Origin of the sequence: Streptomyces sp. NPDC005494, from assembly GCF_042872025.1 — a bacterium.
In the GTDB taxonomy this organism is placed as follows: Bacteria; Actinomycetota; Actinomycetes; order Streptomycetales; family Streptomycetaceae; genus Streptomyces.
On the sequence record NZ_JBIAJR010000006.1, the window covers coordinates 277,974 to 290,321 of the forward strand.

Annotated in this window: 12 protein-coding genes and 1 tRNA gene; 9 read left to right on the top strand and 4 right to left on the bottom strand. The window is 64.3% G+C overall.

Annotation, left to right across the window (positions count from 1 at the left end; translation table 11 throughout):
• Positions 1–37 precede the first annotated feature (37 nt).
• Positions 38–643: an ATP-binding protein gene (locus ACFYQ6_RS19855; RefSeq protein WP_388764029.1), complete on the bottom strand. Its 606-nt coding sequence runs from the start codon at positions 641–643 to the stop codon at positions 38–40.
• 140 nt (positions 644–783) lie between these two features.
• Positions 784–1,611, bottom strand: a complete 828-nt coding sequence (locus ACFYQ6_RS19860) for a glycerophosphodiester phosphodiesterase (RefSeq protein ID WP_361579442.1) — start codon at positions 1,609–1,611, stop codon at positions 784–786.
• A gap of 198 nt (positions 1,612–1,809) precedes the next feature.
• Between ACFYQ6_RS19860 and ACFYQ6_RS19865 the strand changes: the two genes are divergently transcribed.
• Together ACFYQ6_RS19865 and ACFYQ6_RS19870 are read left to right on the top strand one after the other, a co-directional pair.
• A complete protein-coding gene (locus ACFYQ6_RS19865) occupies positions 1,810–3,297 on the top strand; it encodes a S1C family serine protease (RefSeq protein WP_388764031.1) in 1,488 nt (495 codons plus the stop codon).
• A 58-nt stretch (positions 3,298–3,355) separates the two neighbouring features.
• Positions 3,356–3,442: transfer RNA gene (locus ACFYQ6_RS19870), tRNA-Ser, on the top strand.
• Positions 3,443–3,595: 153 nt separating this feature from the next.
• Here ACFYQ6_RS19870 and ACFYQ6_RS19875 read toward each other — a convergent pair.
• The gene (locus ACFYQ6_RS19875; RefSeq protein ID WP_388764033.1) at positions 3,596–4,351 is read right to left on the bottom strand and encodes a GntR family transcriptional regulator; all 756 of its coding nucleotides are present in this window, start codon (positions 4,349–4,351) and stop codon (positions 3,596–3,598) included.
• A gap of 78 nt (positions 4,352–4,429) precedes the next feature.
• Here ACFYQ6_RS19875 and ACFYQ6_RS19880 point away from each other — a divergent pair, with 78 nt between their 5' ends.
• The 5 genes from ACFYQ6_RS19880 (at position 4,430) to ACFYQ6_RS19900 (ending at position 6,501) form a co-directional block, all read left to right on the top strand.
• Positions 4,430–4,708, top strand: a complete 279-nt coding sequence (locus ACFYQ6_RS19880; RefSeq protein WP_388764035.1) for a hypothetical protein — start codon at positions 4,430–4,432, stop codon at positions 4,706–4,708.
• Positions 4,709–4,720: 12 nt separating this feature from the next.
• On the top strand, positions 4,721–5,032 hold the full coding sequence (locus ACFYQ6_RS19885; protein ID WP_388764037.1) for a hypothetical protein: 312 nt from the start codon (positions 4,721–4,723) through the stop codon (positions 5,030–5,032).
• 199 nt (positions 5,033–5,231) lie between these two features.
• The gene (locus ACFYQ6_RS19890; RefSeq protein WP_388764039.1) at positions 5,232–5,456 is read left to right on the top strand and encodes a hypothetical protein; all 225 of its coding nucleotides are present in this window, start codon (positions 5,232–5,234) and stop codon (positions 5,454–5,456) included.
• Positions 5,453–6,196: a GntR family transcriptional regulator gene (locus tag ACFYQ6_RS19895; protein WP_388764041.1), complete on the top strand. Its 744-nt coding sequence runs from the start codon at positions 5,453–5,455 to the stop codon at positions 6,194–6,196. Before ACFYQ6_RS19890 ends, ACFYQ6_RS19895 begins: the two co-directional genes overlap by 4 nt.
• Positions 6,193–6,501, top strand: coding sequence for a hypothetical protein (locus tag ACFYQ6_RS19900; protein ID WP_388764043.1), 309 nt, complete (start codon positions 6,193–6,195; stop codon positions 6,499–6,501). Before ACFYQ6_RS19895 ends, ACFYQ6_RS19900 begins: the two co-directional genes overlap by 4 nt.
• A gap of 328 nt (positions 6,502–6,829) precedes the next feature.
• Here the strand turns inward: ACFYQ6_RS19900 and ACFYQ6_RS19905 are convergent, their stop codons facing one another.
• A complete protein-coding gene (locus ACFYQ6_RS19905) occupies positions 6,830–7,663 on the bottom strand; it encodes a DUF4365 domain-containing protein (protein ID WP_388764045.1) in 834 nt (277 codons plus the stop codon).
• A gap of 1,183 nt (positions 7,664–8,846) precedes the next feature.
• Here ACFYQ6_RS19905 and ACFYQ6_RS19910 point away from each other — a divergent pair.
• Both ACFYQ6_RS19910 and ACFYQ6_RS19915 read left to right on the top strand, forming a co-directional pair.
• On the top strand, positions 8,847–9,755 hold the full coding sequence (locus tag ACFYQ6_RS19910; protein ID WP_388764047.1) for a hypothetical protein: 909 nt from the start codon (positions 8,847–8,849) through the stop codon (positions 9,753–9,755).
• Positions 9,756–10,952: 1,197 nt separating this feature from the next.
• On the top strand, positions 10,953–11,963 hold the full coding sequence (locus ACFYQ6_RS19915) for a DUF262 domain-containing protein (RefSeq protein WP_388764049.1): 1,011 nt from the start codon (positions 10,953–10,955) through the stop codon (positions 11,961–11,963).
• Positions 11,964–12,348: the final 385 nt, after the last annotated feature.

A 12,348-nucleotide genomic window follows, 5' to 3' on the forward strand; every position in this document is an offset into this window, starting at 1 on the left:
TCGCGTCCCGCCGCTTCCCGCCGCGCCCTTTCCGCTCTCAGCCCGCGTCGTCAAAGGTGTCGAGGGCGTCCAGGGCCTCGGCGAGGTCCAGCCCGTCGAGTGAGCCGAAACCGATCGGTCCGCCCAGCCCGTCCAGCCCGGTCCGCCCGCGGCTCACGGGTGTCACGCGCTCGGGCGGCGCCGCCGGGAAGCCCCGGTGCCCGTGGTCCGCGGAGACCAGGGCCCAGACCGTGACCTCACCCGCGGTGTCGTCGCGTACGCCCCACTCCTGGGCCAGGGTGCTGATGATGGTGAGCCCTCGCCCGCCCCGCGCGGTCACCGACGGGGTGGCCGGAACCGGCCGGGTCGGCCCCCCGCCGTCCGTGACCTCGACGGTCAGATCGCCTCGCCTGTCCACGCGCCACGCGGCGCGGACGTCACCGTCACCCATGTCCGAGTGCTGTCCCAGCGGCCTGCCGTGCCGGCAGGCATTGCTGAGGAGCTCGGACAGGATCAGTACGGCGTCGTCGACCACGGTGTCCGAGACCCCGTTGCTGCGCAGCTGCTCGCGCATACGGTGCCGCGCCCGCCCCACGCCCGCAGGGCCGTGGGGTACGGCCATGCTCGACGACGTCGGCACTTCCTGTGCCACCACAAACGCCACCCCCGAGACCTCCTTCGCCCCACGCCACGGATTGGATGCCCTCCTGGACTGCGCCGGAAACCGGCCACGGCACAGTCAGTGATGCACTCGTAACGATCGATTGCGGAGCGAATGCGCCGGTGCACCCCCCGTAACTGATGTTAAGAACGACCAAGTTGTGACAGCACTTGTTTGGGGCGGTTCGTGATGATCGCCTCCACGCCCAGACCGGCGCAGAGTTCCACGTCCTCCGGCTCGTTCACGGTCCAGACGTGCACACGGTGGCCCGCGCGGTGGAGGCGCTCGATGTACGCGGGGTTGTTGCGTACGATCCGCATCCCCGGACCGGCGATCCTGGCGCCGGCGGGGAGCCGTCCGTCGCGCAGCCGCGGGGAGACGAACTGCATCAGGAAGACGGTGGGCAGGGTCGGGGCGGCCGCCCGGATGCGGTAGAGGGACCGTGCGGAGAAGCTCATCACGCGCACCGGGGAGGGCCCGTCGGCCGGGGGATCGTCCAGGCCGAACCGCTTCAGCAGATGGAGGAGGCGTTCCTCGACCTGGCCGGCCCAGCGGGTGGGGTGCTTCGTCTCGATGGCCAGCTGGAGGGGCCGCCCGCTCGCCCGGACGTCGTGCGCCAGCTCGAGGAGCCGCTCCAGGGTGAGTACGGAGGTGAGCTCGCCCGGTACCGGATCCCAGTCGGGAGACTCCTCGTGGTCCTTCCAGGACCCGAAGTCGAGGGCTGCCAGATCTGCCAGCTCCAGGGCGGAGACGGCTCCCCGGCCGTTCGACGTGCGGTTCACCCTGCGGTCGTGCACGCAGACGAGCTGCCCGTCCGCGGTGAGGCGCACATCGCACTCCAGGGCGTCCGCCCCGTCCTCGATGGCCTTCCGGTAGGCGGCCAGGGTGTGCTCGGGGGCGTCGTCCGAGGCCCCGCGGTGCGCGACGACCTGGATGCCGGGCTGTTCGGAGGGTAGGCGTGCGTGGGTCACTGCGACATGGTGTCACCGCGACGCGTCGGGTGCTGAGACCCTTGTTGCGTAGGACCGTTTTGCCTGATGTAAAGATTGGTGTGCGGATGCACAGGTCCTGCTTACAGTGGCCTGACGTGCTGTGGGAAAAGCTGACCGCAGACACGTGCACAGCGGATCTCTTGCCGAATGCCGAGTGGAACCGAGGAGTAAAGAGCTGTGAGCACCGAGAACGAGGGCCACGAGAACGACGCGGTTCCGTCCGTACCGTCTGTTCCGACCGCGCCTCCCGTGCCGGCCGCCGCTCCCGAGGGCTCTCCGCAGGGAAACCGGCCCGCCCCTGAGGTCCCGCAGGCCGCGCCCACGGACGCGCCGACGGCTGAGGTCCCGGCCGCGACGTACCAGGAAGGCGCCGGGTCCTTCTCCCAGCACGAGCAGCCCTACGCGCCGCCCGCGCCGGAGCAGCCGCCGGCCGCTTCGGCCGCCTGGCCGCCGCCCCCGCCGGCCGTCCCGTCGTACGCCGACGGCGGCAGCCCGCCGGCCTGGGGCGCCCCGGCGCACGCGGCGGAACCGCAGCCCCCGCGCAAGCGCCGCGCGGGAGGGCTCGTCGCCGCCGTGGCGGTCGCGGCACTGGTCGCGGGCGGGGTGGGCGGAGCGCTCGGTTACTGGGCCGCCGACAGCAACGACAGCGACTCCTCCGGGTCCACCACGATCTCGGCCTCCGACAGCCCCAGGGAGTTCAAGCGTGCGGCCGGCACCGTCGCGGGCGTCGCGGCGAACGCGCTGCCCAGCGTGGTCACCATCGACGCGCAGTCCGGCGACGGCGAGGGCGGCACGGGTACCGGCTTCGTGTACGACAAGGAGGGCCACATCCTCACGAACAACCACGTGGTGGCCTCCGCGGCGGACAGCGGCCAGCTGACCGCGACCTTCTCCAACGGCAAGAAGTACGACGCCGAGGTCGTCGGACGGGCGCAGGGCTACGACGTGGCCGTGCTCAAGCTGAAGAGCGCCCCCGACGGGCTGACCCCGCTCGCCCTGGGCAACTCGGACAAGGTCGCGGTGGGCGACTCCACCATCGCGATCGGTGCTCCGTTCGGTCTCTCCAACACGGTGACCACCGGCATCATCAGTGCGAAGGACCGCCCGGTGGCCTCGGGTGACGGTTCGAGCAACACGAACTCCTACATGAGCGCGCTCCAGACCGACGCCTCGATCAACCCGGGCAACTCCGGTGGTCCGCTCCTGGACGCCGGCGGCGCGGTCATCGGCATCAACTCGGCCATCCAGTCCACCAGCGGCAGCGGCGCGGGCCAGTCCCAGGCCGGCTCCATCGGCCTCGGCTTCGCCATTCCGATCAACCAGGCCAAGAACGTGGCCGAACAGCTGATCAAGACGGGCCAGCCGGTCTACCCGGTGATCGGTGCGACGGTGACGATGGAGGAGAAGACCGGCGGCGCCGTCATCTCGGACGAGGGCGCGGGCGGTACCCCGGCCGTCACCCCGGACGGCCCGGCGGCCGAGGCGGGCCTGAAGGCCGGCGACGTGATCACCAAGTTCAACGACACCGTGGTCGACAGCGGGCCGACCCTGATCGGTGAGATCTGGACGCACAAGCCGGGTGACAAGGTCACGCTCACCTACGAGCGCGACGGCAAGACCGCGACGGCCGAACTCACCCTGGGCGAGCGCAAGGGCGACAGCTGACCGGCTAGGCTGTTCCACGCATCGCGCCGGACCGGTCACGGACACGGCGCCGATGCGGGGTGGGTTGCCCGAGCGGCCTAAGGGAACGGTCTTGAAAACCGTCGTCGCAGCGATGTGACCGTGGGTTCAAATCCCACACCCACCGCAGTGCGAGAAGGCCCCTGACCAGTCGATACGGTCGGGGGCCTTCGTCATGGTCATTGCCCGCCGGTGACCGCTGTTCCCTCTGGTTTCCCGCTCTATCGGGCACGGATGGGGCACGCGGGGGGCACGGCTTTGGAGGTGCCGGGACAGCTCGTCAGCGGCTGATCGGGATCTCGTAGACGATCTCGCAGTGGGCTGCGGGCACCACGATGTCCGCCGTCTCCACGGGACGGCCCTGGTTGCTGTAGTACGTCCGCCGGATGTGCGTCACGAGCGCGGCTTTCTGGATGCCGAGTAGTGATGCCTCCTCGGCGGTCGCCTGCCGTGGCTCCGGCTGCTCCACGGCATGGCTGACGGTGATTCCGATCGCGGCCATGCGGTTCACGACACCTGCCCCAGCGTGCGGCCCTCCCTCGGGGAGGACGACGAGAGTGCCGGCGGTGAGGTCGTACGGCTCCCAACTCGTCGACAGCTGCACGGGCCTGCCGTCCGCCAGGAACTCGTACGTCGTCCGCACGCACAACTCGCCCTCGGCGATCCCCAGCCGCGCGGCGATCTCCGCCGGAGCCGGCACCTTCGCCTCGGTCCGGCTCTCCCAGTCGCTCTGCCTGCCGAGGGCCTTCATGTCCTGGCGGAACGGTGAGCCGCTGGGCTGCTCGCGGGCGGTTGACCGGACGACTCTCACGCGCTGCCGGGGCTCGGCGACGTAGGTGCCCGATCCGGCCCGGCCCTCCAGCACTCCCTGGGAGATCAGCAGCTCCTGTGCCCGGCGCACCACGTTCTCGCCGACGCCGCACTCCTGGCCGATCTGGGCGCGGGAGGGGAGGCGGTCACCTGGTTCCCAGACGTGCTCCGCGATGCGTTGCCGGAGTTCGTCGGCGATGCGGAGATACGGCGGTTGCTCAGACATATGGAAAATCTAGTCCACTAGCTCTAATCTAGTTAACTAGCTTTACTGAAAGTGATCGCTGGTGACGGAGGCTGCGCTGTGTCCGCTTCGGGAGTGACTGCGGCGGCTCTCGCTGCCCGCTTGTCTGCTGCTGGCCTCCGCCCGCGGGTGGAGGAGCACACCCGGTTCACGACGGTCGAAGCAGAAGTACCGGACACGCTTTCCGCCGAGTCATGGCGGGAGGTCCTGGACGCGGTGGCCGTGGCCGATCGATTCGGACTCCTGGCCACCAGCTTGAACGGCCGCACCTTATGGGCGGTCGTACGCAAAGCGGTCCCCACGACGGGCGATGTCGGGGGACCGGGCTATCAGCGATAGGAGCTGAACAGCATGCTCAACCGTATCCGCCGTGCTGCCTCGCGCACCAGAGAGCGGTACTTCTCCAAGGGCCGGCACCGCCGCCCCTTAACGCCTTCCCGGCCACTGGCCGCTGCCACTCGCCTCGCGCCCGCTAAAGCGTCGAGCACCGCCCTCGGGCGGGCTTCGGCCGCCGCGGTTCACCGTTACTCGCTGAGGGGCGAGGACGTCGCGCTTGTCCGTCCGTACCTGCTGGCGTGGGAAGAGCGTGTACGGACGCGCACGGTGCTCGTCGCTCCGCACCTGCCGGCCGAGGCCTGGTCAGCCCTCGCGGGGGCCCACTGATGCCACCTCGCCGACAACCACACCCCACGGGCACAGCTCCCGTCCCCTACCGCTCGATCGCCTGCTGGATCGGAACGCACCACTCCTGCATCGAGCCCTCCCCGTCTCTGGCGCCGACTGACGTACCGGTGATCTACGAGGTGTGTGGCTGCCCGTGCCACTCGACCCCAGACTCGTGGGTGCACGTGGAGGTGCCGGCGTGAGGGACCGAGCCCCCGTGGGTGCGCTGGCCTCCCCCGTCGAGGTCACCGCGGCAACCGTGCAGCGCGGCGACATCATCCAACTCGGCGGCCAGGCCTGCCGAGTGAGAGACCTCTTCCAGCTCCCCCACGGAGCCAAGCAACTGGTCTTCGAGTCGGGCGAACTGCTGGCCATACATGCCCGTACCCGGCTCGTCGCACTGCGACTGCTGAGAAGGCGGTGACCCGCTCCGTGCCCCGCCGCCATCACGACATCGCCGACGACCTACGCCACAAGATCACGACGGGCAGCATCAAGCCTGGCGAACGCCTCCCGTCCGAAGCCGGCCTGGCCGCCCGGTACAAGGTCAGTACCGTGACCTTGCGACGTGCTCTCGCCGTGCTCCAGGGCGAAGGACTCGTCGAGAAAATCCACGGCAAGGGCAACTACGTCCGTCGCCTCCGACGCAAGATCATGTACGTCGGAGGCTGGGGCACGCTGGACCCCTGGACCGCCGCTGAGCCAACGTTGCGCATCACGGTTCGCAGCACCACGGTCCCGGCTTCCGTGCACCTGACCACGTTGCTGAAGGTGCCAACGGGCAGCCCCCTCGCGGAGTACACCTGCCTCAGCCTCGAACAAGGATCACCGCACGGGCTGGCCCGCATCTACATCCCGCGCGACCTGGCCCCGGCCGGAGTCCTCGACGACGACTCCGTATGCCGGGAGGCAGTAACGCGATTCGCCGTCCTAGGCCCGTCGCCAGCCACCATCCGAGAGACGGTCTCCGCCCGCTCTCCCACTCCAGACGAAGCGTCGGCCCTCCGGCTCGGAAACAACATGGCCGTCCTCGCGATCACGCGCATCGCCACCGACACCAACGGTCGCGTCGTTGAAGCCGCGCTCCTGGCCTTTCCGGGAGACCGAGTCGACGCGGTCTTCACCGCCCACCACGTGCTCAACGAGAGGCCAACCCAAGGATGACGACACCGAACGAACTTCGGCTCCTCCCGTGGTCGGGCCCGGGGGACAAGCCCTGTTACCTGAGCACCGACGACCCGGACGGATACATGTCCCGCCTCGCGGACAGCATCGAAGCGATCCAACTCATGACGGCAAGCGCACTGTTGGAAGAAGCCTCAGAAGCTCTCGATGACCGGGGCACGTCGCTCGACGAGATGCGGTGCCTGATCACAGAGCTGACCGGGGCTCTGCGAGACGTCTTCCGCATCGCAACAAGCCGCGGTCGCCTCCTGGCAACGAGCGATCCGCGTGAGTCCGCCTATTGATCTACGATCCCGCCGAGCAGCACAGAGTGAGGCCCATGGCATCTGACCAGTTCAGATGCCATGGGTATTTGGCTTTCGGCCGACTTCCGTCGATCGGCCTGAGGACTGCTTCGTCCCGAAGCAACTTGGGATGGTCGCCGCCCTTGGCCTGCTGTGCCTGTCACCTGTGCTGATGGTCCGCTGACGTCCACGGTTGTTCGCGGTTGTGCATTGTGGTTGTCACGCAGTTAGACAACTCAGTGTGCTTAGTACGCAGCCCCTAGAGGGACGCGGTCCGGTGCGTCGATCTTAGTCCGCCGGTCGAGCGCGTGCGCGGTTGGCAGCTACGTCATGTCGGCACTTCAACACCTCGCCGGGCCCGCTCTGTGGCGGAGAAACAGGAGGCGAGCCACAGGGCCTCCGGCATGTTCAGGATCACCCCACTGATGACCGGGATCGGCGTGCTCCGCCGCAGCTCCTCTGGAAAGTCTCCGCCGAAATTGAGTCCCTGAGACCAGGCACCCGGCAGGAGCAACCCGCTAGGCATGATCGGGATTGGATCCCAGTCGAGGTCGCTGTGAAGAAGCGTGGCGTTGAATTCCCCAGGGCGCTGCCAGAAGATCAACTGCTCGTCGAACTCATTGACCCAGTACAGGACATGGTCCGAGCGATCGAAGACGACGCCTGCCATCTCCCCGAGGTGACTTAGGACAGCGTTCCGGCCCCGGTACCCTCCGACGTACGCACGGGCTTCATGGACGAAGGTCCCCACCGTGCTGGCGTCCAGCACCGATGTCCCAGACAGTCTGATGGTGCGCGGCCGGCGGCCCTTCTGCCCTCCAACACGGAGCTGTTTCGTAGCGTTTGCCCAGTACAACTGCTCTGTGTCCGGATCAAAGACGACACAGAAGACAGGCACATTGCCGTTTGCCCAAGTCTCGGAGTGCTGTCGCACCGGTACTGCGTAGCCGTATGACCGTCTCCATGAGACGCCGCCCTTCACCTGAACCTTGATGACGTCATTGGTCACCCGCCCGGCGTCAGCGAAGGTGACATACAGGTCCTCGCCATAGTCGTTCTGCCCCGAGATCTCCTCCACGACGTGATCGTGACTCTGCAGGAGAGTGCGCAAGGCGTTCACTGCTGCCTGTTCCATCCGCCGCCCACTCGGAATCACCGTCATGTTCCGTCCCCCTCCATCCGCATGGATACCCGCCTACCGTGCCATCCGGGTCTGACAATGGGGCGTTGCCAAGGCTGCTTCCAGAAGCTCGATCGCGTGCCATGAGCTTGGGAATCACTGGCGGTCGGGGCGACTTCGGTGCTCTGACCCGGTCAAACGTCTCCCTGAATAGCGCGACACACGCTCAAGTGGAGCCGGTGTTGACCGCGGCCTCCCCGCTTCATCTGGTGCACTTCTGGTGCGCAGCGTGAAGCCCCAGGACTGCAGGCGCAGGGCCGCCCGGGCGCCGAGAGAAACGGGCAGGCGACTCGACCGATAGTCGGATGCCGCCTGCCAAGTACGCCGAGAGTATCGACGCTGTGGCGCATAGCGGTCCCTGATCTCCGTCTCCGCAGATCAGGGACCGCTTCATCGCTCGACGCCGTCCAGCGGCGGAGTGAAAACGCCGGCCTACACGGCTGTGACGACTACCAGCCGACTGACCTTGTGATCATTTCCATCAGTGCTTGGGCTCCACCCCCCAGGATGCCCCCGAGCACGGCCATGAGTAGTTGGCTCCATAGGGGATGACGCACCATCTTGGCTTTTCGCCCCCGCATGTCCGACAACACTGCCTCCCTCAGCTAGCTGTACCTACGGCGAAGCACCCCTGACGGGATAACCGCTGTATCCATTGAGCCTGGACCGCAGGGGCGGCTCACCACCCGCTGACATCGACTACCAATGACGGTGCAGAGGCCTGCTGTTGTGCCGTTCGAGCTTCGTCTAGGCTCTGACACTTCGGGACAGTCAGTGACAGCAGGGGGCAGTGATGGGCACGCGGGGATCTGGAGGCATCGCGATGCCGAGCGCTGCGCTGGTACCTCCCGGACCTCGGCGCACCCTCCTCCAAGAGCTGCACAAGCTGTACCAATTGGGCGGTCGGCCCGGGGTGCGCTCGATCAGTTCATGGATCCAAGACGCAGACAGCCTTCCCGCTACCTTGAACCGGGATCTGGTATCAAAGATCCTCTCCGGACGACGGTGGCCTTCTGCGCCACAATTGGTCAGCCTTGTCCGCGTATTAGCGATTCGGGCAGTCACTAGACCCGATCCGACATCGGAAGCTGCGCGATTCATCGAGCTGTGGTCTGCCGCAGAGAATGAGATCCACGCAAACGCGCCGGATGGTGATCCAGCGAGAATGGAAGACCCGTACAGTAAAGTTCTGCGGGAATGCAGTGAGACAGGTTCGATTTCCGGACTGGTCGAACTCGCGCTTACTCAGGATGCGAAGTTCATTGTTAACACAGTTGAAAGTCTCCGCGCTCGCGGTTGGAGGCGATTTGCGCAGCAGCTCTTGACGGAATTGGCTACGCAGCACGAAGTGCGAAAAGTCCCGTCAATTGCAGCTGAGCTGAAGGTGGCAGATTACGACGATCACGCGCGAGGTATGCTCACGGGTTTCGGGGGCCGACGGACACCCGGTGAGGTGGCAGACCTAGTAGAGCTGCTGATGCGTGCCGGCGCTCGCGACTATGCCGATGTAGTTCTGTCTACGGCGAAAGAGAGGCGCCCCGCAAGGGACGTCGCGCAGTTGCTTAGCGTGCTAACGCAGCGGGAGCGGCCATGGGCGGTGGCGACAGGAAGTTCCACTCACTCAGAGCGCTGGTGTAGGTCGCATGAGTTCGTCGCTGATATTTTTCTTGAGTTTGATCGAATGGGATTTAGAGATGGCGTCTCGCTATTCCGTACGCATGTAGGGGAGGTAGGGGGGCAACCGGATATCCTCGAGTTGTGCGAAGCCCTAAAGGTGCGAGGGTTGGGGCGTGAACGGGAGAGCTGCCTTACTTGGGCTGGGGTGTTTTCCATTAAGTATGTGCAGCAGGCCTTTCGTGACGAGCGAATCTCCAAGGAAGATTTTGAAGTTGTGGTTCGTTCCGCAGTAGCTGAAAGTTCGGAACGATCATTGCGCTACTTGGTCAACGGTATGGGTGAGGAAGTGGCAACAGCAGTGCGTGACATCATTTCAACGTATGGACTGACGCCTGGGCTCGGAGCCACAGAATTGGAGGTCACGTTTGGTCTTGTTGCTGATACCTCCGACACCTGATTTGTAAGTTCGACCGATCGCCGCTGAGGCCCCCGCCTCCCGCCACCGCGACGGCCGGACGGGAACGCCCACGTGCACCCATGTCCAGCGTCGTTGATGTCAGCGGTAGATGTCAGAGACCTTCTGATCCGTAGCTCTAGCCGGATCGGTCATCGACGGCCATACCGGCTGCTACGAGGTCCCGAAGAGACGGTGGTGGGCGGGGGCGGTTGCTGTGGTTGCGGTACCCCGCTGCTGTACAGCAGCCCCAACCCTGGACGGACCCTTCGGATTCACGTCACCGTCATCATCGCTCGGCCTTGGCACCAAGCCAGTCAGCGGCAGGACCTCCCCCACCTCGTCACGACGACAGGCTCCGTCCGCTGCCGAGGCTCTGCTCACGCCTCATCCCGACCGGTGCCGGCCCGTGCCGAGCGACGTATCACCACCCGTTGCCCACGAGGAGTGACAAGACCCTTGTCTCGCTGCGTCATAAGGTGGCCGACCTCTGACTCCGCACTAGGTTGCCGAGCTGCGCATCTGTCACATCTCCTGACACGTAGGGGGAGTTGGCGTATATTCACGTCAGCTTGCTCACATCGGCCATGAGGGGATCGTGGGGTTGAATAGATCCGAACAGCCCACCACAGACCCAAAGAAACACTTTGAAAGTTTTCTCCTTGCTGAACCGAGTGACAAACGAATAGTAAATTCCAAGCTTCTCCACGGAGGGAGCTTCGCGCTTTCAGATGATCAGCACTTCGCCCTCAAGGAAGCCATCTCGGAGCGATTCTCAATCGCACCACATCAAGATATCTTTCTTGTCGGATCAGCGCGACTCGGTTTCAGCATCGCTCCCCACAAGAGATATCGACGATTCGGAGATGCGTCGGATATTGATGTTGCGATCGTGAGTCACGATCTTTACGAGCGGGTCTGGCATGAAGCGCACGTCTATGCAGACTCGGGAGCTGACTGGCCAAGAAGAACTCGGTTCGAGCAGTACATCTCTTGGGGGTGGATTCGCCCGGACATGCTACCAAGGTCACCCTCTTTCCAATTTTCCGAAGATTGGCGACAGTTTTTCCGGAAGCTTCAACAAAGCCGAAAATTCGGCCCGTACAAGATTGCCGGAGCCCTGTACCACGACATGCGCTTCCTAACTCAATATCAACAACGAGCAGTTCAGTCCTGTCGCGAGGCTATGGAGGATTTGTGATGCAGACTTCAGCGACGAATAAGAGGCTGCGCATGTTGCTCACCGGAATTCGAGACAAGACGCTCATCCCTAATCCCCACTTCCAGCGCCGCCTTGTATGGTCGAACGAACACAAAGTCGCCTTCGTTGCGACCGTCCTGGACGGGCTTCCATTCCCGGAAATCTTCATCTCGGCCGGTGACGTAAATCCCGACACGGGTGACGGAACCGAGTTGATCGTGGATGGTCAGCAGCGCATCACTACGCTCCATCAGTATTTCACGGCTTCGACCGAGTTGCGCATCACTAATAACGTTATTCCCGCATACAGGGAACTCGCGGACGAAAAGAAGCGCGAGTTTCTCGAATACGAGGTGGTAATCAGAGACCTCGGCCCCCTTGACGAGGAGGAAACTCGACAGATTTTCCATCGAATTAATTCTACTAATTACTCACTCAATGCGATGGAGGTAAATAACTCCCGTTTCGATGGAGCCTTGAAGCGCTTCTCCGAGGAAGTGGCGAATCATCAATTTTTTCAAGGCAGGAAGATCTTCACGTCGCTCGATGGTCGACGCATGAACGATATCCGATTCGCGCTAACACTGACTATTACCGTTCTGAGTGGCTACTTCAGGCGTGATGAAGATCACGAACAGTATCTCGATCAGTACAACGATGACTTTCCTGCGGGTGAGGAGGTGAAAGAAGGATTCGAGAAAGTATTTTCATTCATCGAAGAATGCAAATTCCCCACCAAAAGTCGCGTATGGCAGAAAGCCGACTTGTTTACGCTGATTGTCGAACTCTATCGCACGCTCGTGTACGAAAAGAAATCACTGCCGTCTGCTGATGTGGCAGCCAGGCTCGTCGCCTTTTACGAAGAAGTCGAGGGTGTCACGCACGCACCGAATCCATCACCTCAGGCAGCTGAATACTACCGGCGCGTAAGGTCGGGAATCAACGATCGGAACAGTAGGATTAATCGCGGTGAGGTTATTCAGGGGATTCTTACCACGATTTCTTCGTGACTGCCTTGGTCCGGGGAGAGGAACGCTTCGAAATAGGCCTCTTGGTCGAGCGCCGCTTTACCCCAGCCATTCGCTGACCAGGGCACGCTCACCTCATCCCAAGACCTACCTCAGCTCCCATCCCGTCCGCCTTCGACCCACACACCATGGAGCGGTCGTGGTTCAGGGCGTCAAGGTGGAGCGCGCCACTGTACGAACGACCTTGACGCCCTGGGCCGCGACTGCTCGGCTCTGCCTGGGTCGAAGGTGGTCGGGATGGGAGCCCCACAACGCTCACCACGCACCGGCCGGCACTCGCGAACGGCGCCCTTCCCATCCCGGAGTCTGAGCGCCCCCGCCGGAGGCATCCTCTTGAAGCCGCGGGCTTGGTTCTCGTCTCATGCCC

Excerpts from the sequence above, each read along its gene's own strand:
- ACFYQ6_RS19875 (WP_388764033.1), bottom strand. The coding sequence starts at position 4,351 with ATGTCTGAGCAACCGCCGTATCTCCGCATCGCCGACGAACTCCGGCAA.
- ACFYQ6_RS19885 (WP_388764037.1), top strand. The coding sequence starts at position 4,721 with ATGCTCAACCGTATCCGCCGTGCTGCCTCGCGCACCAGAGAGCGGTAC.
- ACFYQ6_RS19900 (WP_388764043.1), top strand. The coding sequence starts at position 6,193 with ATGACGACACCGAACGAACTTCGGCTCCTCCCGTGGTCGGGCCCGGGG.
- ACFYQ6_RS19905 (WP_388764045.1), bottom strand. The coding sequence starts at position 7,663 with ATGACGGTGATTCCGAGTGGGCGGCGGATGGAACAGGCAGCAGTGAAC.
- ACFYQ6_RS19910 (WP_388764047.1), top strand. The coding sequence starts at position 8,847 with ATGGAAGACCCGTACAGTAAAGTTCTGCGGGAATGCAGTGAGACAGGT.
- ACFYQ6_RS19915 (WP_388764049.1), top strand. The coding sequence starts at position 10,953 with ATGCAGACTTCAGCGACGAATAAGAGGCTGCGCATGTTGCTCACCGGA.